The sequence below is a fragment of the Streptomyces sp. UC4497 genome (assembly GCF_054871485.1).
In genome coordinates this window covers 192,676-212,795 of sequence record NZ_JBTYHB010000010.1, presented here as the reverse complement: position 1 = coordinate 212,795, position 20,120 = coordinate 192,676, and the positions used below count along the sequence as shown (strand labels likewise).

The following is a 20,120-nucleotide window of genomic DNA, read 5'->3' as shown; positions in this document are numbered from 1 at the left end:
TGTATGACCGCACTGGTCCTCGCACACTTCGTCGTCGCGCTCTGCGCTGCCCCGCTGATCCGCCGGGTGGGGCCACGCGGGTTCGTGGCGCTCGCGCTGCCGCCCGCCGCCGCCCTCGGCTGGGCGCTGTCCCGCTGGGGTGAGGTGAGCGGCGGCGGGGCGAGCGAAGAGGCCTGGTGGTGGATCAGGGACTACGACGTCGAGATCGCGTTCCGGCTCGACGCGCTGTCCCTCGTCATGGTGCTGCTCGCCGCCGGCATCGGGGCGCTCGTGCTGCTGTACTGCGTGCGCTACTTCGACGGTGGCGCCCGGCAGTTGGGCTCGTTCGGCGGCAACCTCCTCGCGTTCGCGGGGGCGATGCTCGGGCTCGTCCTGGCCGACGACCTGATGACGCTCTACCTGTTCTGGGAACTCACCACCGTCCTGTCCTTCCTGCTCATCGGCTACGACAGCGAGAAGCGCGCCAGCCGCCGCTGCGCGCTCCAGGCCCTGACGGTGACCTCGGTCGGCGGGCTCGCGATGTTCGTCGGCTTCCTGATGCTCGGTCACCTGGCGGGCACGTACCGGATCTCGCACATCCTGGAGTCGCCGCCCGCCGCGAGTGGCACCCTCTCGGCCGCGCTCGTCCTGATCCTGTGCGGGGCGCTCGCTAAGTCGGCGATCTGGCCGCTGAGCATGTGGCTGCCGAACGCGATGGCCGCGCCCACTCCGGTCAGCGCCTATCTGCACGCCGCGGCGATGGTGAAGGCGGGCGTGTACCTGGTGGCGCGGTTCGCTCCCGCCTTCGCCCATGTCACGCCGTGGCGTTCCGTGCTGCTGACCTTGGGCGCGGTGACGATGCTGCTCGGCGGGTGGCGTGCGCTGCGGCTCAACGACCTCAAGCTGGTGCTCGCCTACGGGACCGTCAGCCAGCTCGGCTTTCTGGTGGTGCTCGCGGGCGCCGGCACGTACAACGCAGCCCTCGCGGCCATCGCGATGCTCCTCGGCCACGCGCTGTTCAAGGCGCCGCTGTTCCTGGTAACGGGCATCGTCGACCACGCGAGCGGCACCCGCGATCTGCGCCGCCTGTCGGGGGTGGGACGAAGACTTCCCTGGGTGTGTACGGTCGCCGTCCTTGCGGGCGCGTCGATGGCGGCGCTTCCGCCGCTGCTCGGGTTCGCCGCGAAGGAGGCGGCGTTCGACGCGCTGCTGCACGGCACGGTGGGCGAGCGCTGGGTGCTCGCGTGCGTCGTCGTCGGCTCCGCGCTCACCACCGCGTACACCCTGCGCTTCCTGTGGGGCGCGTTCGCGCGCAAGCCCGGGGTCGCCGACACGCCCGTGCACCGCGTCGGCGCCGCCTTCCTCGCGCCGCCCGCAGTGCTTGCCCTCGCCGGTCTGCTGCTCGGCCCGGGCATCGGCTGGACGGCACACCTCTTCGAGCAGTACGCGCAGCAGTACCCGACCCCCGCGCACCCCTACCACCTGGCGCTGTGGCACGGATTCGGCACGGCGCTCGGCCTGTCCGTGCTCGCATGGGCGGGCGGCGCGGCGCTGTTCCTCGCGCGGGAGCCGGTGGTGCGGCTCGGGCGGCGGTTCGCCTGGCCGAAGGCGGACGAGGTGTTCGGCCGGACCGTGCTCGGCCTCGAACGGTCCTCGCTCCAGATCACGGGCGCGGTGCAGAAGGGCTCGCTGCCCTCGTACGTGGCGACGGTCCTGGGCGTCATGTTCGTCGGACTTGTCGCGGTCCTCGCCACCGACCGACCCTGGGGCGCCACCCCCGCGCCCCGCCTGTGGGACCACCCGATGCAGGCGGGCGTCGGCGCGCTGACGTGTGCGTGCGCGCTGATGTGCCTGGTGGTGCAGCGGCGCATGAAGGCCGCGGTGCTCGCGGGCCTGACCGGGTACGGCACGGCGCTCCTGTACGTCGTGCAGGGCGCGCCCGACCTGGCGCTCACCCAGTTCGGCGTGGAGACGGTGTCGACGGTGGTGCTCGTCCTCGTCCTGCGGCGCCTCCCGGTGTTCTTCGGTGACACGCAGCGGACCTGGCGTTGGGGGGTGAGCATGCTGCTCGCGCTCGGCAGCAGCGTGGCGGTGGCGTGCGCGGTGTGGCTGGCGACGGGCGCGCGCACGGCGGAACCCGCGGGGGCCGCGCACATCGAGGAGACCGCGCACCACGGCCTCAAGGATGTCGTCGCGACGATCCTCGTGGACTTCCGGGCCTGGGACACCATGGGCGAGTCGGCCGTCCTCGCCGTCGCCGTCCTCGGTGTGACGAGCCTGCTGTACGTGCACCGCCGCCAGGGCCGGGCGACCGCGCCGGCGCCCCGGCTCCCGGGCGGGGTGACCGCGTGGTCGCTCGCGAACTCCCGGCTCAAGGTGCCCGCCAAGTACCAGCAGGGCGCGCCCGAACGCAGCTGGCTGGTCGCCGGTGACACCCTCGCGCCCGAGCACCGCTCGGTCGTCTTCGAGGTGGTCGCCCGGCTCGTCTTCCACCCGATCCTGATGCTGTCGGTGTACCTGCTGCTGTGCGCGGAGAACCTGCCGGGCGGCGGCTTCGTCGGCGGTCTCGTCGCCGGCGTCGCCCTGACGATCCGTTATCTGGCGGGCGGGCGGCACGAGTTGGCGGTGGCGGCGCCGGTTCACCCGGGCTTCTTCACCGGGCTCGGCCTGACCCTGTCGACGTCGGTCGCGCTCGTCGGGCTCGCCGACGGCACGGTGCTGCACGGCTGGACCTGGCACGGTCACCTGCCGCTGATCGGCGACTGGCACGCGAGCACCGCCGTCATCTTCGACCTCGGGGTGTACCTGCTGGTCCTCGGGGTGGTCCTGGACGTCGTGCGGGCGCTCGGCTCGAAGATCGACCAGCAGACCGAGTACAGGGCGAGTCTCGCGCTCGCCGGGGAGGCCCAGAACTCGTGACCGTCAGTCTCACCCTGCTGGTCTGCGCGGTCGTGCTGACCAGCGCAGGCGGGATCCTCATCCACACGCGCAGCCTCACCCGGGTCCTCGTCGGCATCATCGTGTGCGGCAACGGCGTGAATCTCTTCGTCCTCGCCTCGACGGGGGCGGCGGGCTTCCCGCCGCTGCTGTACCCGGGCGTCGAGGCGGCCAAGGTGACCGATCCGCTGCCGCAGGCCATCATCCTCACCGCCGTCGTGATCACGCTCGCCACCACGGCGTTCGTGCTCGCGATGGCGTACCGCAGCAGCCAGTTGACCGGTTCGGACTTCGTGCCGGACGACGTCGCCGACCGGCGGGTGGTGCTGCGCGCGGAGATCTCCGCCGAGCGGGCCGAACTGCGCGAGCTGCACCGCGAGGACGGCCCCAGCGCCTGGCGCGAGGAGCGGCGCGACCAGCGCCGCCGGCTGCGCGCGGAGCGGGCCTACCAGGCCCGCGCCCGGGACGCGGACGGCGACCTGTGGGACGACGTCCTCGGCGCGGACCCGCCCGAGTCGTCCGCCGCCGACCCGGCCGAGCCCCCCGAGACCCGCCCGGAGGAGACCCGGTGAACTCCCTCGTCCCGCTGCCCGTCGTACTGCCCCTCGTGGTGTGCGGGCTGACCCTGTTCATCGGGCCGCGGCTGCGCTGGCTGCACCGGCTGATCACCGTCGGGGTGCTCGCGGCGGTCGTCGCGGTCGATGTCATCCTGCTCGTCGAGGCCGACCGCACGGGCCCGCTCGTGGTCCACCTCGGCGACTTCGGGCCGCCGCTCGGAGTGACACTGGTCGCCGACCGGCTCGCCGCGCTGATGCTCCTGGTGTCCGGCGCCGTCACCTTCATCGTCCTCATCTACGCGATGAGCCAGGGCATGGCCGACCGCGAGGAGCGGGCACCGATCGCCGTCTTCCACCCCGCGTATCTGGTCCTGGTCGCCGGGGTGTCGCTCACCTTCCTCGCGGGCGACCTCGTGAACCTCTACGTCGGCTTCGAGATCATGCTGATGGCCAGCTTCGTGCTGCTCACGGTGGGCGCCACGGAGCCACGGGTGCGCGCCGGGTCGACGTATGTCGTCGTCTCCCTCGTCTCGTCCCTGGTGTTCCTGTGCGGGATCGCCGTGACCTACGCGGCGGCGGGCACCGTGAACTTCGCGCAGCTCGCCCAGCGCATGCCCGAACTACCGCTGGGCGTACGCACGTTGGCGGAGGTACTGCTGCTCACGGTGTTCGGGGTGAAGGCGGCGGCGTTCCCCGTCGCGGCCTGGCTGCCCGACTCGTACCCGACGGCGCCCGCGCCGGTGACGGCGGTGTTCGCCGGGCTGCTCACCAAGGTCGGTGTGTACTCGATGATCCGCGCCGACACCCTCTTCTTCCCGGGCAACCGGCTCTCCGGTGTGCTGATGGCGGTGGCGTTCGCCTCGATGATCATCGGCATCCTCGGCGCGGTGGCCCAGACCGACCTCAAGCGCCTGCTGTCCTTCACGCTCGTCAGCCACATCGGCTTCATGCTGTACGGGCTCGCGCTCGGCAGTCGGGGCGGCATCGGCGGCGCCATCGTCTACACGGCGCACCACATCACCGTACAGACGACGCTGTTCCTGGCCGCGGGACTGCTCGAAAAGCGGTACGGGACAACGGAGTTGACACGACTCGGCGGCACGCTGCGCTCGGCCCCGCTGCTCGCCGCGCTCTGGTTCGTGCCCGCCATGAACCTCGCCGGGATCCCGCCCCTGTCCGGGTTCCTCGGCAAGCTGGGCCTGATGCGGGCGGGTGCGGCGGCCGGCGGCGCGTGGTCGTACACACTGCTCGCCGCCGCGGCCGTGACCAGCCTGCTGACCCTCTACGTGATGGCGAAGGTGTGGAACCTGGTGTTCTGGCGAGCCGCCCCCGCCCAACCACCCTCCGAGGACGACGTGTTGGAGGAGAGCGACGATTCCGACTCGGAGCCGGAGGAGAGCGGGGGCGGCGGCATCTCGGCGGCGACCTCCGTGTGCGTACGCACCACGATGCGCGTGCCCCGCGTCATGACCGCGGCGACGGCCGCCGCGGTCGTCCTCGGCCTCTCCTACACCCTGCTGGCCACCCCGCTGACCGGCCTCGCCGACCGCTCGGCCGCCGAACTCCTCTCCCGCACGCCCTACGTGGAGGCGGTGCTCAACCAGTGAACTCCTCAAGTCCCAGGGGCCGTTGGCGCCGCATCGACCTGCCGCTGATCGCCTGGCTCACGGTGATCTGGACGCTGCTGTGGACCGGCCTCAGCTGGGGCAACGTCATCAGCGGCGTGGTCGTCGCGGTCCTGTTGTGCCTGGTCTTCCCGCTGCCCGCCGTCGAACTCGACCTGCGCCTGCGCCCGATCGGCATCGTCCGGCTCGCCGGCTACCTCCTGTACGACATGACGTCGTCCACGGTCACCGTGACCTGGCAGACGCTGCGCGGCAAACCGGGGCCCGCGGCCGTGATCGCGGTCCCGCTGCGGTGCCGCACCGACCTGATGATCGCGGCGACCGCCGTCGCCGTCTCCAGCGTCCCCGGCGGCGCGCTCGTCGAGGTCAACGGCTCCACCGCCACCCTGTTCCTGCACGTCGTGCACGCCGACGACCCGCGGGCGGTGGACCGGGCCCGCGACGACGTGCGACGCCTGGAGACCCTCGTCGTACGGGCCTTCGGTACGCGCGAGGAGATCGGCCGGCTCAAGAATTCCACGCCGCCGGAAGCACCCGACGCTCCTGACGCCTCGGACGCGCCCACTGCACCCGACGCTCCCGACGGAAGGACGCCCGACGCATGAAGCTGGCCAACGACATCCTGCTCAACGGCGCGCTGGTGCTGATCGTCCTGGCCGGCGCGCTGCTCCTGGTGCGGATCTGGCGCGGCCCGTCGATGCTGGACCGGGCCGTGTCCGTCGACATCGCGGCGGTGCTCATCATCGCCGGGATCGGGGTCAACGCCGCGATCACACGCACCAGTTACTACCTGTCGATCATGCTGGTCACCGCCTTCCTCGGCTTCACCAGTTCGGTGGCCATCGCCCGCTTCATCGCCGCGCGCGACCGGCCGGGGGTACGGACGCGGCCCGGCGCCGTCTCCCTCAAGAAGGTCCAAGGCCCCAAGGAGCGCCCGTGAACTGGCACGACGTCACCGATCTCGCCGGCTCCGTCCTGCTGTTCGCCGGGGCGGCGGTCTGTCTGACCGGTGTCATCGGCATGCTGCGGCTGCCGGACGTACTGACCCGCAGCCACGCCGCGACCAATCCGCAGACGCTCGGCATGCTGCTGCTCGTGGCGGGTGTCGCGCTGCGCCTGCGCTCGGGCGTCGACCTGGGCACGCTCGCGCTCGTCGCCTTCTTCCAGCTCCTGACCAGCGCGGTCGCGGCCCATCTGGTGGCGCGGGCCGCGTATCGGACGGGTCAGGTCGGCGAGGTGGCGCTGCTCCGGGACGAGCTGGCTTCGGCGCGGGACCGGTCCTGATCCTGACCGCGGGACCGGTCCTGGTCCTGACCCGGGTGGCTGCCCGGTGTGTGCCCGAACGCGCGCCGGAACACGTCGATGAACGCGCTCGTCGACGACCAGCCGCACAGGTTCGCCACGGTCGTCACCGGTGTGTGGTCGGCGAGCAGGATCAGCGCGTGGTGCAGGCGCAGTTGGGTGCGCCACTGCGGGAACGTCATGCCGAGGTCGCCGCGGAAGAGCCGGGACAGCGTGCGGTCGCTCGCCCCGACCTCCCGGCCCAGTTCCGCCAGGGTGCGGCGGTCGGCCGGATCCGCGTGCAGGAGATCGCACACGGCGCGCAGCAGGGGTGCGGACGGCATCGGCAGGTGCAGCGGCTGCTGCGGTGACAGCTTCAGCTGATCGAGCAACACCGCACGCAGGCGCGCCCGTTCGGGACTTCCGACGTCCGTGGTGTCCGGGGACCCGGTGCGCGCGTACTCGATGATCAGCTCGCGCAGCAGCGGGCCGACGGCGAGCACGGCAGGGGTGTCGAGGCCGAGCGGGTTCTCCGTCGCGGGCAGCCCCACGAAGTGCAGTTCGACGTCGCCGTGGGCCTGGTGGGCGTGCACGGTGTCGGCGGGCACCCATAGCGCGCGCGTGCCCGGGGCGACCCAGGACCCGGCGTCGGTGGTGACGGCGACGACGCCCCGGCCCGCGTAGGCGATCTGGTGGTCGTCGTGCCGGTGGGCGTCGATCTCGGCGCCGTGCGCCAGGTACCTGGTGCGGGTGGGGGCCACCGGGGTGTGTCGGACGGTGCGCCGTGGGGTGTGGCGTGAAGTGTCTCGCGCGGCGTGGCGGTTCTTCGACATTGTCTGGCAGGTTATCGGAAGCGGGACAGCACGCCCGCTCGCGACGATGACCGGGTGCGAAAGAACTCCTCCATCCCGCTGCTCTCCGTCGGGCACGCGTGCGTGGACGTCTACCAGGGCGCCGTCGCCTCGCTCGTCCCGTACTTCGTCGCCGAACGCGCCTACAGCTACGCCGCCGTGTCCGGCATCGTGCTCGCCGCGTCGCTCCTTTCGTCGGTCGCGCAGCCGGTCTTCGGCCTGCTCACCGACCGCCGGGCGATGCCCTGGCTGCTGCCGCTCAGCACGCTCCTCGCGGGCGTGGGCATCGCGCTGAGCGGGGTGAGCGATTCGTACGCGGTGACCCTCGCCGTCGTGGCGGTGTCCGGGATCGGGGTGGCCGCCTACCACCCGGAGTCGGCGCGGGTGGCCCGGCTCGCGAGCCGCGGCAGCCACAGCGCGATGGCCTGGTTCTCGCTCGGCGGCAACGTCGGTTTCGCGCTGGCCCCGCTCCTGGTCGCCGCCGCGGTGGCCACGGGCGGGCTGCGGTTCACTCCCCTCCTTGCGCTGCCCGCGGCGGCCGGCGCCGCGATCTGCCTGCCGGTGCTGCGCGCACTGGGACGGCGCGAGGACACATCGTCCGCCACCACCTCGACGCCCGCCAGGGACGACGTTCCGGCGTTCGTCCGGCTGTCGTTCGCGGTGGTGTGCCGCTCCATCGTGTTCACCGGCCTGAGCACCTTCGTCTCCCTGTACGCGACCCAGCGCATGGGCGGCAGCAAGGCGGCGGGCACCGCGGCCCTGTTCGTGCTCTACGTGGGCGGCGCGGTCGGCAGTGTCCTGGGCGGGGCGCTGGCGGGCCGCTGGGACCGGGTCACCGTCTCGCGCTGGTCGTACCTGTTGACGGCCGCGTCGGTGGCGGGCGTGGTGTGGGTGCCGGGCCCACCGCTCTACGGCTTCCTCGCGCTCACCTCGGCCGGCCTGTACGTGCCGTTCTCGCTGCAAGTCACGCTCGGGCAGGACTACTTGCCCTCGCGTGTCGGCACGGCGAGCGGCATCACTCTCGGTCTCACGGTGAGCATCGGCGGCCTGGCGAGCCCCCTCATCGGCACCGTCGCCGACCATACGTCACTGCGCACCGCCCTGACCCCGCTCATCCTCATGCCGCTGCTGAGCTGGCTGCTGTTCCGGACGCTGCCGGAGGCGACGGGGACGGGGACGGCGGCGCGCGGCGAGGTCAAGCCGGACGTCGTGGAGCGCGCCGCCCGGCGTTATGGCCTGCGCTGACGCCCAGTTGGTGGGCGTCAGCGCTATCCGACCCCGCTCATCCGGACGTCCGTCGCCTGCGCGTCGCGCCCCGGCTGCGAGGACGGGGTCACCTCGCGGACCGTCACCGCCAGGTTGTTGTTCGCGGTGAAGTAGGGGCCGATCCGCACCTGTTGGCCCCCGGCGCCCTCGTGGAAGGCCGGGGGCACCGGGTCGGTCCCCTTGCGCTCGACCACGTCCCCGCCGATCCGGCCGACCGGGATCCGGGCGCCGCGATCGACCAGGTGCAGGTCCCAGAGCTCGCGGCCCTCGCCGGCGCCCCGGCACCGCTCGGCGAAGTCGGTGTACGGCACCGAGAACCACACGTGGTCGCCGGAGACGACGACCTCCGCCGACTCGAAGGCGGTGTCCTCGCCGCGCCGCGACGCCACCACCACGGTGTCGTCGCCCAGCGGCCGCCCGACGATCCGGCCCTCCACGATGAGGGCGGACCCGCCCGTGTCCACGGTGCCGATCTCGAGGTGTGCGGGGCGGGCCCAGGTCCGTACGGAGAGGTGTCCCGTGCCCGTGGTGCGGGGGATGCGGGAGGTCACCCGGTCCCCGATCAACTCCGGTGTGCGGCCCACCAGTTCCGCGGTCTCCACCGTCAGGGAGTGGGCCCGGCGACGTACGCCGTCATCCGTGCGCTCCACGTAGACGCTCCACTCCCCCTCGCCCAGCGCGTGGTCCCGGCCGATGCGGGCGCGCAGGGATTCCGACTCCGGGCGGAGCGGGAGGCGCAGCGTGTCGTCGCCCCGCCGCAGGAGCAGTGCGGCCCCTGGTGTGTGCACTCCGGTGATGTCCACGACGATGTCACCGTCGGTCGTGGCCCTCGTCCGGGCCGCGGGGTGGAAGCCGGGGACGCGGGTGAGGCGCTTGGCACGCCCGGGCATCAGGGCGCGGACGGCAGGTGCGAGGACGGGGTTACGCAGAGACGCGCGCAGGACGGGGCGTGCGACGGTGCCGACGCGCTCGCGCACCACGCTGCGTACGGGTCGACGCACGCGGCCCGGTGTCGACGCCGGGTCGAGCCCTCGGGGGCCGCCCAGCTCCGCCACCAGGGCGAGGAACCGTTCGGCCGCTGTCTGCGGAGTGAAGGTCAGCGCCTTCGCCCGCGCCGCCTCGGCCATCGCGTGGCGCCGCTCGTCGTTCTCGATCAGGTCGAGCAGCGCGGCGGCGAGCGCCTTCGGGTCGCCGGGCTGCACCAGGTATCCGTCGCGGCCGTCGTCGATGATCTCGCCGGGCCCGTACGGGCAGTCGGTGGCGACCACGGGCAGGCCCGCGTGCATCGCCTCGACGAGGGTCATGCCGAAGGACTCGGCGTTCGACGAGACCGCCGCGATGGACCCCTTCGACCACTCCGGCTCGATGGGTGCGACGGCGCCCATGAGCCGCACGTGATGGTGCAGCCCCGCCGCCATGACCTGCTCGCGCAGCCGCCCCGCGAGGCGGCCCCGGCCGTAGAGCCGCAGCGACCAGTCGGGGCGCTCGGCCACGACGTGCCCGAAGGCCTCGATGAGCAGGGAGTAGTTCTTCACGGGGATGAGGCGGCCCGCCGCCACGACCACTTTGTTGCGTCCGGTCGACGCGGCGACGTCCGGGACGGGGACGCCGTTGGGGATGCAGCGGATCTCGGTGTCGACTCCGGGCAGGGCGTCGCGGTAGCACTCGGCGTCGGCGTACGAGACGGTGGTGAAGGCGTCGAGGTCGGCGATCGCCTTGTCCTGGGCCGACTGGATGGCCGGCTTGTGCATGGTGTGCGTCAGATGTTCCTGCCCGATGCGCAGCGCGTGGCGGGGGCCGTACTCGGCGAGCAGCACGTTGAGGCCCGGCCGTGTCCCCACGACGACGTCGGCGTCGGTGCTGGTCAGCCACTCGACGATGCGTCTGTCGGTGAGGGTGCTGGCGTGGGCGTAGGGGCCGTCGGCGCGGAGGTAGAGCCGCGAGGGAGAGGCCGCCGGATCGTGTTCCGGGTCGAAGGCCGCGGAGCCGCGCCGCGCGTCGACGAGCGGCAGGATCCGCACTCCGGGTGCCGGTTTCAGTGCGGGGTGTTCCCTGCTTCGTACGACCGATGCGATCTCTACTTCGTGGCCCGCCTCGGCGAGCGCGCCCGCGAGGTTCATCGTGGAGCGGATGGTGCCGCCGATGCCGTAGGCATTGAAGATCAGAAAGCTGATTTTCATCCGTGGGACGCCCGTTCTGTGGTGCTGGGACTGACGCGTGGGTTGACGTCTCCCGTCAAATTAAATGCCCAGACCCGGACAAATGCGACTTCGCGCGTAGTGTCGCGCGCCAAGTTTTGGCTGGTGGCGGGCAGTTGGGCGTCCGCCATGTGGGCAACCGGGCCTGACGGGTCGTCCGCCCGGCACGCGCCCGCTCTCCCGGTTGATAGGCAAGCGAACACTTGCCTATGCTGGCGTCGTGGCCGATGACCTGTTCAGAGCCTTGGCCGACCCCACCCGCCGCACGATCCTCGACGAGCTGACGGAGAAGTCGGGGCAGACACTGTTCGAGATCTGCTCACGGCTGGCCATGAAGCACCGGCTGAGCCTGTCGAGGCAGGCCGTCTCCCAGCATCTCGCCGTGCTGGAAACGGCCGGGCTCGTCGAGACACGGCGGGAGGGCCGCTACAAGTTCCACGACCTGAACACCGCCCCGCTGCTCCAGATAGCGGAGCGGTGGCTCAAGCCAGCAGCCCCCGCACAGGACCCGGAAGAGAGCACCCCATGAAGATCCACTTGACGAGCATCTTCGTCGACGACCAGGCCAAGGCCGAGCACTTCTACACCGAGATCCTCGGCTTCCAGAAGAAGCACGACGTGCCCGTGGGCGAGACCGACCGCTGGCTGACCGTCGTGTCGAGCGAGGAGCCCGGCGGCACCGAGCTCCTCCTGGAGCCGGCGGGCCACCCGGCCGTGAAGCCCTACCGCGACGCGCTCATCGCGGACGGTATCCCGCTCGCCCAGTTCGCCGTCGACGACGTGCAGGCCGAGTACGAGCGGCTGACGGCGCTCGGCGTGCACTTCACCCAGGAGCCGCTGGAGATGGGCCCGGTCACGACCGCCGTGCTCGACGACACCTGTGGCAACCTCATCCAGATCGCGACGGAGCCGGCGGACCCCCAGTAGAGCCGAGTTCCGGTTACGAGCGCCGCTGCCGTCCGAAGACCGCGATCCCCGTGGCGACGGCAGCGGCGATCAGCCCGATCCCGCCGAAGATGAGCGGCAGCAGCCACAGCGACAGGAACCCGTTGATCTGCGCGCCCTCGGGGTCATCGGCCCGGTACAGCACCTCGACGCGCTCCCCCTCCTCGTACGAGGGCGGGTTGGACCCCGTCGAGCTGCGGAAGGTGTACGGGGTGCCGTCCGCGGCCGCGAACTCGACGACGGGGTACGCGGAGGGTTCGTCCCGGTCCCGCGACTTGCGGGACGTGCCGATGTCGGCGTCGCGCCACTGCAAGGCCACGACCCGGCCCGTCGTACGGTCCGCCTCCCGCAGCAGCGAGATGGAGGACCACGCCAGGATCAGCCCGACCACCAGGAAGATCGCGCCGAACGCCGACAACCCCAGCACGACCCACCGACGTACCGCCCGCCCCTGCACCTGAACCTGCACGCCGCGCCCCTCACTCGTTCGAAGAGGAGGGACGCTATCGCAGAAGGAAGGTGTCAGTTGCTGCCGGTGAGTTCGCCGCTCAGCTTTCCGTGCAGGGCCGCGCTGTCCGGGTTGAAGCCGACGATCTCGACGCTCTTGCCGCGCTCCGCGTACTTGGTCTCGATCGCGTCGAGCGCGGCGACCGACGAGGCGTCCCAGACATGCGTCGCGGAGAGGTCGATGACGACCTTCTCGGGATCGCCCGCGTAGTCGAACCGGGTCACCAGGTCGTTGGAGGAGGCGAAGAAGAGCTCACCGGTGACCGAGTAGACGACCTGGCCGCCGTCGGGGTCGGTGACCGAGGTGACGTTCGCGACGTGGGCGACGCGCCGGGCGAAGATGACCATCGCGGTGATCGAGCCGACGACGACACCGATCGCGAGGTTGCTGGTGGCGACCACGACCACGACGGTCAGCACCATCACGACGATTTCGCCGGCCGGCATCCGCTTCAGCGTCTTCGGGGCGATGGAGTGCCAGTCGAACGTCGCGAAGCACACCATCACCATGACGGCGACCAGGGCGCCCATCGGGATCTCGGAGACGACGGGCCCGAAGACCACGCACAGCACCATCAGGAACACGCCCGCGAGGAACGTGGACAGGCGGGTCCTGGCACCGGACACCTTTACGTTGATCATCGTCTGCCCGATCATGGCGCAGCCGCCCATGCCGCCGAAGAAACCGGTGACGATGTTGGCGATGCCCTGCCCGATCGACTCGCGGGTCTTGGACGAGCGGCTGTCGGTGATCTCGTCGACCAGCTTCGCCGTCATCAGGGACTCCATGAGCCCGACGAGCGCCATGGCGAGCGCGTACGGAGCGATGATCTTCAGCGTCTCCAGGGTGAACGGCACGTCCGGCAGGCCCGGCACCGGCAGCGAGGACGGCAGCGCGCCCTTGTCCCCCACGGTCGGCACCGCGATCCCGGCGGCGACGGTGATGACGGTCAGGATGACGATGGAGACGAGCGGGGCCGGGACCGCCTTGGTGACCTTCGGGAAGAACACCATCAGCGCGAGCCCGGCGACGATCAGCGGGTAGACGGCCCACGGCACGTCCGTCATCTCGGGCACCTGGGCCATGAAGATCATGATGGCGAGCGCGTTGACGAAGCCGACCATCACGCTGCGCGGCACGAACCGCATCAGCTTGGCCACGCCGAGCGCGCCGAGGACGATCTGGAAGACACCGGCCAGGATCACCGCGGCGACCAGATATCCGAATCCGTGCTCCCGGTTGAGCGGCGCGATGACCAGCGCGACGGCGCCGGTGGCCGCCGAGATCATGGCGCGCCGCCCGCCGACGATGGAGATGGTCACGGCCATCGTGAACGCGGCGAAGAGACCGATCTGCGGATCGACGCCCGCGATGACCGAGAACGAGATCGCCTCGGGGATCAGCGCGAGCCCCACCACGAGCCCGCCCAGGATCTCGGTGCGCCACACCTTCGGGTCGGACCACCAGTCGGGGCGCAGGCGGCGCAGCCGGGCGGCCGGTGACGGAGCGGAAGGGGCGGGAGAGGGGGACAAGAGAAAGTAACCTGTCGTGGTCGGGCACACCGGCGTCACGCGGCCTGTGCGAGCGGGAGAACGGGCGGCGTGCGGCCAACCCTGACATCCGACAACTCTACCCTAACGTTAGGGTAGGGATCGGCGTCGCCGAGTGTGGCCCCGGTGACACCACGCAGACACGGAGAAAGGCGCCGCGTGAGCAGCGAGCACATGCAGATCGGCGAGGTCGCCACGCGGACCGAGCTGTCGTTGCGCACCATCCGGCACTACGAGGAGACGGGCCTCGTCATCCCGTCCGCCCGCTCGCAGGGGGGCTTCCGCCTCTACACCGAGCACGACGTGGCCCGCCTGATGGTGATCCGCCGCATGAAGCCGCTCGGCTTCACCCTCGACCAGATGCGGGACCTCCTGGACGCCACGGACCGCCTCGACGCGACGCCGCCGCCCGAGGGCGACGAGCGCGAGCAACTCCTGGACCGTGTCCGCCACTTCGAGCAGGCGGCGGCCGACCGCGTCGCGGATCTGCGCAAACAGCTGGGCCGCGCGGAGGAGTTCGCGGGCACGCTGCGGGAGCGTCTGGGCGGGGCCGGGGCGGCGTGACCCGGCGCCGGCGGCGATAACCGGTACCGCGCCCTGTCGGTGCGTGCCAGGATCACGCCATGACACGCACCGACATGCCGCCGTCCTGGGACGAGCGGACGATGCTCACCCACTTCCTCGACTACGCGCGCGCCACAGCCGTCGCCAAGTGCGCCGACCTCGCACCCGAGCACGGGGGCGCGGCGCCGCTGCCCGGCTCGCCCCTCATGACCCTGGGCGGCCTGATCAACCACCTGCGGTGGGTCGAGTACCACTGGTTCCAGGTGATCTTCCTCGGCGAGGAGGACGCGGGCCCGTGGACGGACGAGGACCCGGACCGCGAGATGCGGCTCGGAGCCGGGACCCCCGTCCCCCAACTCGTCGCCGAGTACGAGGAGCAGAGCGCCCGCTACCGTCAACTGGTCGCGGACACGGACCTGTTGGCGACGGCGAAGCGCCCGGTCAGGGACGGCACGCATGTCACCCTCGGCTGGATCCTGATGCACCTCATCGAGGAGACCTCGCGCCACAACGGGCACATCGACATCCTGCGGGAGATGGCGGACGGCACCACCGGCGACTAGCACGGTTGGCGACCAGAAGTCACTGCGCCGCCCGGCAGCGGTCCCTGACCTCCGGTAGCGCCTGGAAGCCGGCCGCCTTGTAGGTGGCCACCGCCGCGGTGTTGGCGCTGGGTGTGCCCACGAGGGCGCACGACGCGCCGAGTGCGCGGAGCGCGGCCGCCGCGGCGACGGAGATCGCCGCCCCGTGACCACGGCCGCGGTGGTCCCGGTGCACCCCCATGGGTTCGAGCAGCCCGGGCCGCCCCGGCCCCGCCGACCACACGGTCACCGCCGCCACCGCCGCGCCCCCGTCGTCGTACGCGAGCAGACACCGCGCCTCCGGGTACGGGGCCCCGGCCGCCATCGCGCGCCACTCCGCTCCGCTGAACCTCGACCCGTCGAAGGCCGCCCGGTGCACGGCGGCGTACTCGTCCGCCCGATCCGGGCCCGCGACCTCGATCCGCACGTCCGGGGGCCGGACCGGCTCGCTGAGATCGCGCCGCAGCGGCGTCCACGCCTCGCCGGCGCGCCAGCCGGCACCGGCCAAGAGGTCATCCAGCAGGACACCCCGGGGAGCCTCGATGTCGACCGGCCCCTCGGGCAGGACCCCGCGCTTCGGCTCCCCCGCGTCGGCGAGCAACTGCCGCGCCAGCTGCGGGTCCTGGTGGGCGTCGGGCGCGAGGGTCAGCCGCAGCAGGGTGGGGCCGTCCAGCAGGCCGACGGCGAGGACCCGCCCGCCGCGGCGCCACGTCCGGACGTCCGCCGCGGTGCGCTCCGCGCCGGTCCGCCAGTACCAGCCCAGGTCGCCGGGGTGCAACTGCATGGGCGCGGCGTCGTGCTGCCATGTGCGCAGTACGTCGACGACGTCACCTAGCTCGTCGACTTCCGGTGTCACCAACTCGATGGCCATGCCGGTGATGACACACCACGGGGCGCGACGTCCGCACCTGAATTACCTCAGTCCTTGAACCGCTCGTCGTCCATCCCCGCCATGAGCGCCTGGTGGCTGCGCCGCACGTGTTCGCGCATGACGCGCTCCGCGCCGTCGCCGTCCTTGGCGCGGATGAGGTCGAGGACGCGGTGGTGCTCGTGGTCGGACTCGGTGAGGCGGCCGGGCTGGGACAGGGACGTGCGGACGAGGCGGGCGTAGGCGAGCTGGTTCATCAGGGTGCGGTAGTGGGCCTCCAGCTTGGAGTTGTCGGCCCCGACCATGATCAGCTCGTGGAAGTCGTGCACCAGCTTCTCGTACTGCTCCGAGTCGCCGGCGCGCACCGCGTCGTCGGCGGCGCTCATGTTGGCGGCGAGTCGTTCCACCTCGGGGACGTTGCCGCGGAAGGCGAGGAGGCGGGCCGCCGCGCCCTCGAGGAGCTCCTTCATCTGGAAGAGTTCCGTGATCTCGCGGCGCGAGGGCACGGCGACGAACGTGCCGACCCGCGGGCGCACCTCCACCAGGCCCTCGATCTGGAGCTGCTTGAGGGCTTCACGGATCGGGGTGCGGCTGACGCCGAAGGTCTGCGACAGCGTCATCTCGGAGAGGCTGGAGCGCGGCGGCAGCTCCCCACTGATGATCATCCGGCGCAGCTCTTCGGCGACCTTCGCCTGCATGCTGGTCTGCTGGAGCGGCCTGCGTGCGAGGTGCTTGGGCTCTTGCATGGCACGAGAACCTAGTCTTCGGGGACGCATGGCGTCAATCGACGGGGAATCCCGGAATTGCCATGCAAGAGGGCGGGCAATGCCGTGTGGGCGGGTGACCTACTGGAAGGCCGGGACGACCTCCTTGATGAACAGCTTCAGCGACTCGCGCTTCTCCTCGTGCGAGAGCGTGTTGTCGATCCAGAAGCTGTACTCGTCGACGCCCAGCTCCTCGTAGCCGCGCAGCCGCTCGATGACCTCGGCGGGCGTGCCGATCATCGCGGTTTTGCGCAGGGCCTCGGGCGCGAACTCGGGGCGCTCGGCGAACTTCTCCTCGGGGCTGGGCTCCAGGAAGCCGTTGACCGGGGCCTTCTTGTTGCCGAACCAGGCGTCGAAGGTGCGGTAGAACTTGTTGATTCCTTCGGCGGCCGGGCGCCAGCCCTCCGGGTCCTCCGGGGCGTGCACATGGGTGTGGCGCAGCACCATGATGTCGGGGCGCTCCACCTCGGGGTGGTTGGTGACGGCGGTGTCGAACTTCTCCTTGAGGGCGGCGACCTCCTCGTCGCCCTTCATCAGCGGGGTGACCATGACGTTGCAGCCCTGGGAGACGGCGAAGTCGTGCGAGGCGGGGTCGCGGGCGGCGACCCACATCGGCGGGGTGGGCTGCTGCACGGGCTTGGGCACGCTGGTCGACGTCGGGAACTGCCAGATCTCGCCGTCGTGCGCGTAGTCGCCCTGCCACAACGCCCGTACGGCGGGGACGAGTTCGCGCAGGTGCTTGCCGCCGTCGGAGGCCTTGAGTCCGTCGGCGAGGCGGTCGAACTCGATCTGGTACGCGCCGCGGGCGATCCCGACCTCGGCCCGGCCGTTGCTGATCACGTCGAGGAGCGCGGTCTCCCCCGCGGCCCGGACCGGGTGCCAGAACGGGGCGATGATGGTGCCCGCGCCGAGCCGGATGGTGTCGGTCTTCGCCGCCAAGTGCGCCAGGATCGGCATCGGGCTGGGCGAGATCGTGTACTCCATGGCGTGGTGCTCGCCGACCCACACCGTGCTGAATCCGCCGGCCTCGGCCATCTGCGTCAGCTCGGTGAGGTTCTCGAAGAGTTCGCGGTGGGTGGTGCTCTCGTCCCAGCGCTCCATGTGCACGAACAGCGAAAACCTCATGACAGCTCCTTTGCTGCGGTCGGGGTGGCTTCTTCTTCGGTAGCGGTGGCGGTGGCGGTGGCCCGCATCTCGGCGATCGTGGTGTCTGCGGTGGACCAGTGCGTCGCGGGCACCTCGTGGACGACGACCCGGATGTACTCGGGCCGGGTGTCGATCGAGCGCAGCACGGCCTCATGGACCTCGTGCTGCAGGGTGCGGATCTGCTCGGGGGTACGGCCCTCGGCGAGCGTGACGGTGATCTGTGGCATGGCGGGCCTCAGCTCCGCATCGTGAACGGGTCGGCCACGGGCTCCTCGCTCGTGTTGATCCATACGCTCTTGAGCCGGGTGTACTCCTTGATGGTCTCGGTGCCGTGCTCGACGCCGACGCCGCTGGCCTTGAAGCCCTGGCGCGGTGACATCGGGGACATGGCCCGGTAGGTGTTGACCCAGACCGTGCCCGCGTCGAGGCGGCCCGCCACCCGGTGGGCGCGGGACAGGTTGGTGGTCCAGATCCCGGCCGCGAGGCCGTACTCGGTGTCATTGGCGAGGCCCACGACCTCGTCCTCGGTGTCGAACGGCATGATCGCGACGACCGGGCCGAAGATCTCCTCGCGGACCACGCGCATGCTGTTGTCGACGTCGACCAGGACGGTCGGCTCGTAGAAGCAGCCGCCCGTGCCGCCATCGGTGGGCGCGCCGCCGGTCAGCACGCGGGCGCCCTCCTCGCGCCCGAGGTCGACGTACGCGGCGACCTTGTCGCGCTGCGCCTCGAAGGCGAGCGGGCCGAGTTCGGTGGCCTCGTCGAGGGGGTCGCCGATGCGGATGGACTTGGCGCGCTCGCAGACCCGCTCCAGGAGCTCGTCGTAGACGGAGCGGTGGGCGAAGACGCGGCTGCCGGCGATGCAGGTCTGCCCGGCCGCGGCGAAGACACCGGCGATGACACCCATCGCGGCGTTCGCCACGTCGGCGTCCTCGAAGACGATCTGCGGCGACTTGCCACCGAGCTCGAGGGTGGAGCCGATGAAGCGGCCCGCGGCCGACGCGGCGATCTTCGATCCGGTCGCCGTGGAACCGGTGAAGGAGATCTTGGCGAGGCCCTCGTGGTCGACGAGGGGCCCACCGGCCTCGGCGCCGTATCCGGTGACGACGTTGACGACGCCGGGCGGGAAGCCGGCCTCCAGGGCCAGCTCCGCGAGACGCAGCCCGCTGGCCGAGGTGTACTCGGAGGGCTTGACGACCACCGTGTTGCCCGCGCACAGGGCGGGGGCCAGCTTGCTGGTGGTCAGGGTCAGCGGCGAGTTCCACGGGGTGATCGCGCCCACGACGCCGAGGGGCTCGCGCGCCGTGTAGTTGAGGACGGCGCGGTCGGAGGTGGGGATCGTCTCGCCGTGGATCTTGTCGGCGAGGCCCGCGTAGTAGTGGAAGTACTCGGGCAGCGAGGCGAGTTGGCCGCGCATCTCGCGCAGCAGCTTGCCGTTGTCCCGCGACTCCATGAGGGCGAGTTCCTCGGCGTTCTCGGCGATCAGCTCGCCGAGGCGGCGCAGGAGGTGGCCCCGCCTGGTCTGGCTCAGGTCGCGCCAGCCCGGGTCTTCGAAGGCGGCGCGCGCGGCGGCGACGGCCTTGTCGATGTCGGCGGCGGTGCCACGGGCGGCGCGGTAGAGGGTGCGGCCGGTGGCCGGGTCGGTGCTGTCGAAGTACTCGCCGGCGGCGGGCTCGACCCACCTGCCGCCGATGAAGTGCTTCCAGGTCGTGAGCGTCGTGGGCTCAGACATGTGCGGTGTCTCCAGGTGCGCTCTCGTCGGTGAGCTGTGCGCTCTGTGTGAGGAACGTGGTGAGGGCCTCGGCGAACGCCTCAGGGCGTTCGACGGGCAGCATGTGTCGCGCTCCGGGCACGATCACGGCCCGGCAGGCGGGCAGCACCGCGGCGAGGCGGTGTGTCATCTCCGGCGTGGAGCCGGGGTCGTTCTCCCCGGTCACGGCGAGGGAGGGCACGGTGATGTCACCGAGCCGCGGGCCGAGCTCGGCGTCGGCGTGCGCGAACACCCGGTAGCAGCCCAGGAAGGAGTCGACATCATTCGCGCGCAATGTCGCCTCGGTGCGGCGCACCACGCCGGACGGCACGGTGGTGCCCGCGTACCAGCGCTCGATGGACGCCGCGGTGCTCGCCGCGAAGTCGCTCTCGGCATTGCGCAGCCGGGTCCGGACGGCCGCCCGCTCGTCGGGGGTGCGGCGACAGACCGAGCTCACCGAGGTGAGCGTGCGCGTCAACTCCGGCCGGTGCAGAGCGAGTTGCTGGGCTACCAGCGCGCCGAGCGAGAACCCGACGAGGTGCGAGCCTGCCGGGATGTGCTCGGCGACCCCGTCGGCGAGCTCCGTCAGGGTCACGTCGCCGCGCACGGGCGGGCGGGCGCCGTGTCCGGGCAGATCGAGAGCGATGACGGTGAAGCGGTCGGCCAGCAGGGCGGTGACGGGCTCCCACATGGTGCGGTCGAGGCCGACGCCATGCAGGAGTACGAGGGGCGGCTTGTCCATGGCGGTGC

Annotated in this window: 21 protein-coding genes; 11 read left to right on the top strand and 10 right to left on the bottom strand. The window is 71.5% G+C overall.

All coding sequences use genetic code 11. From position 1 onward, the window contains the following. Window positions 1-3 precede the first annotated feature (3 nt). From ACYSUO_RS16900 to mnhG, 6 genes are read left to right on the top strand one after another with little or no spacing between them, the layout of a single operon-like run. Window positions 4-2,898, top strand: coding sequence for a Na+/H+ antiporter subunit A (locus tag ACYSUO_RS16900; protein ID WP_461776957.1), 2,895 nt, complete (start codon window positions 4-6; stop codon window positions 2,896-2,898). Further along, a complete protein-coding gene (locus ACYSUO_RS16895; RefSeq protein WP_327668968.1) occupies window positions 2,895-3,488 on the top strand; it encodes a Na(+)/H(+) antiporter subunit C in 594 nt (197 codons plus the stop codon). Before ACYSUO_RS16900 ends, ACYSUO_RS16895 begins: the two co-directional genes overlap by 4 nt. Next, window positions 3,485-5,080, top strand: a complete 1,596-nt coding sequence (locus ACYSUO_RS16890; protein ID WP_461776956.1) for a Na+/H+ antiporter subunit D — start codon at window positions 3,485-3,487, stop codon at window positions 5,078-5,080. The genes ACYSUO_RS16895 and ACYSUO_RS16890 overlap by 4 nt, the downstream gene beginning before the upstream one ends. After that, window positions 5,077-5,703, top strand: a complete 627-nt coding sequence (locus tag ACYSUO_RS16885; RefSeq protein ID WP_461776955.1) for a Na+/H+ antiporter subunit E — start codon at window positions 5,077-5,079, stop codon at window positions 5,701-5,703. The genes ACYSUO_RS16890 and ACYSUO_RS16885 overlap by 4 nt, the downstream gene beginning before the upstream one ends. Continuing rightward, complete coding sequence (locus tag ACYSUO_RS16880; protein ID WP_461776954.1) at window positions 5,700-6,038, top strand: monovalent cation/H+ antiporter complex subunit F; 339 nt, start codon at window positions 5,700-5,702, stop codon at window positions 6,036-6,038. Before ACYSUO_RS16885 ends, ACYSUO_RS16880 begins: the two co-directional genes overlap by 4 nt. Further along, complete coding sequence (gene mnhG / locus ACYSUO_RS16875) at window positions 6,035-6,382, top strand: monovalent cation/H(+) antiporter subunit G (RefSeq protein ID WP_461776953.1); 348 nt, start codon at window positions 6,035-6,037, stop codon at window positions 6,380-6,382. The genes ACYSUO_RS16880 and mnhG overlap by 4 nt, the downstream gene beginning before the upstream one ends. Here the strand turns inward: mnhG and ACYSUO_RS16870 are convergent. Next, entirely contained in the window at window positions 6,322-7,212 is an 891-nt protein-coding gene (locus ACYSUO_RS16870) for an AraC family transcriptional regulator (protein ID WP_461776952.1), read from the bottom strand. The genes mnhG and ACYSUO_RS16870 overlap by 61 nt on opposite strands. A 54-nt stretch (window positions 7,213-7,266) precedes the next feature. Between ACYSUO_RS16870 and ACYSUO_RS16865 the strand changes: the two genes are divergently transcribed. Next, window positions 7,267-8,475 carry an MFS transporter gene (locus ACYSUO_RS16865; protein ID WP_461776951.1) on the top strand — a complete coding sequence of 403 codons (1,209 nt, stop codon included), beginning with the start codon at window positions 7,267-7,269 and terminating at the stop codon, window positions 8,473-8,475. A gap of 23 nt (window positions 8,476-8,498) precedes the next feature. Here the strand turns inward: ACYSUO_RS16865 and ACYSUO_RS16860 are convergent, their stop codons facing one another. Beyond that, window positions 8,499-10,676, bottom strand: coding sequence for a glycosyltransferase (locus tag ACYSUO_RS16860; RefSeq protein ID WP_461776950.1), 2,178 nt, complete (start codon window positions 10,674-10,676; stop codon window positions 8,499-8,501). 238 nt (window positions 10,677-10,914) lie between these two features. Between ACYSUO_RS16860 and ACYSUO_RS16855 the strand changes: the two genes are divergently transcribed. Both ACYSUO_RS16855 and ACYSUO_RS16850 read left to right on the top strand, forming a co-directional pair. After that, complete coding sequence (locus ACYSUO_RS16855; protein WP_461776949.1) at window positions 10,915-11,223, top strand: ArsR/SmtB family transcription factor; 309 nt, start codon at window positions 10,915-10,917, stop codon at window positions 11,221-11,223. Then, window positions 11,220-11,621, top strand: coding sequence for a VOC family protein (locus tag ACYSUO_RS16850; RefSeq protein ID WP_461776948.1), 402 nt, complete (start codon window positions 11,220-11,222; stop codon window positions 11,619-11,621). Before ACYSUO_RS16855 ends, ACYSUO_RS16850 begins: the two co-directional genes overlap by 4 nt. Window positions 11,622-11,634: 13 nt before the next feature. On the opposite strand, the gene ACYSUO_RS16845 is transcribed toward ACYSUO_RS16850, so the two are convergent. Further along, on the bottom strand, window positions 11,635-12,108 hold the full coding sequence (locus ACYSUO_RS16845; protein WP_461776947.1) for a DUF3592 domain-containing protein: 474 nt from the start codon (window positions 12,106-12,108) through the stop codon (window positions 11,635-11,637). A 53-nt stretch (window positions 12,109-12,161) separates the two neighbouring features. Further along, window positions 12,162-13,679 (bottom strand): SulP family inorganic anion transporter, encoded by a 1,518-nt coding sequence (locus ACYSUO_RS16840; RefSeq protein ID WP_461776946.1) that lies wholly within the window; start codon window positions 13,677-13,679, stop codon window positions 12,162-12,164. Window positions 13,680-13,856: 177 nt separating this feature from the next. Here ACYSUO_RS16840 and ACYSUO_RS16835 point away from each other — a divergent pair, with 177 nt between their 5' ends. Together ACYSUO_RS16835 and ACYSUO_RS16830 are read left to right on the top strand one after the other, a co-directional pair. Then, complete coding sequence (locus tag ACYSUO_RS16835) at window positions 13,857-14,261, top strand: MerR family transcriptional regulator (RefSeq protein ID WP_461776945.1); 405 nt, start codon at window positions 13,857-13,859, stop codon at window positions 14,259-14,261. 59 nt (window positions 14,262-14,320) lie between these two features. Continuing rightward, window positions 14,321-14,824, top strand: a complete 504-nt coding sequence (locus ACYSUO_RS16830; RefSeq protein ID WP_461776944.1) for a DinB family protein — start codon at window positions 14,321-14,323, stop codon at window positions 14,822-14,824. Between the two features lie 19 nt (window positions 14,825-14,843). Here ACYSUO_RS16830 and ACYSUO_RS16825 read toward each other — a convergent pair whose 3' ends face one another. From ACYSUO_RS16825 to ACYSUO_RS16800, 6 genes are all read right to left on the bottom strand, one after another. Further along, window positions 14,844-15,713: a GNAT family N-acetyltransferase gene (locus ACYSUO_RS16825; protein ID WP_461776943.1), complete on the bottom strand. Its 870-nt coding sequence runs from the start codon at window positions 15,711-15,713 to the stop codon at window positions 14,844-14,846. Between the two features lie 47 nt (window positions 15,714-15,760). Then, entirely contained in the window at window positions 15,761-16,456 is a 696-nt protein-coding gene (locus ACYSUO_RS16820; protein ID WP_461776942.1) for a GntR family transcriptional regulator, read from the bottom strand. 99 nt (window positions 16,457-16,555) lie between these two features. Next, on the bottom strand, window positions 16,556-17,599 hold the full coding sequence (locus ACYSUO_RS16815; RefSeq protein ID WP_461776941.1) for an LLM class flavin-dependent oxidoreductase: 1,044 nt from the start codon (window positions 17,597-17,599) through the stop codon (window positions 16,556-16,558). Beyond that, the gene (locus tag ACYSUO_RS16810; RefSeq protein ID WP_461776940.1) at window positions 17,596-17,847 is read right to left on the bottom strand and encodes a tautomerase family protein; all 252 of its coding nucleotides are present in this window, start codon (window positions 17,845-17,847) and stop codon (window positions 17,596-17,598) included. The genes ACYSUO_RS16815 and ACYSUO_RS16810 overlap by 4 nt, the downstream gene beginning before the upstream one ends. 8 nt (window positions 17,848-17,855) lie before the next feature. Then, window positions 17,856-19,352: an aldehyde dehydrogenase gene (locus ACYSUO_RS16805; RefSeq protein ID WP_461776939.1), complete on the bottom strand. Its 1,497-nt coding sequence runs from the start codon at window positions 19,350-19,352 to the stop codon at window positions 17,856-17,858. Further along, window positions 19,345-20,112, bottom strand: a complete 768-nt coding sequence (locus tag ACYSUO_RS16800; RefSeq protein WP_461776938.1) for an alpha/beta fold hydrolase — start codon at window positions 20,110-20,112, stop codon at window positions 19,345-19,347. The genes ACYSUO_RS16805 and ACYSUO_RS16800 overlap by 8 nt, the downstream gene beginning before the upstream one ends. Window positions 20,113-20,120: the final 8 nt, after the last annotated feature.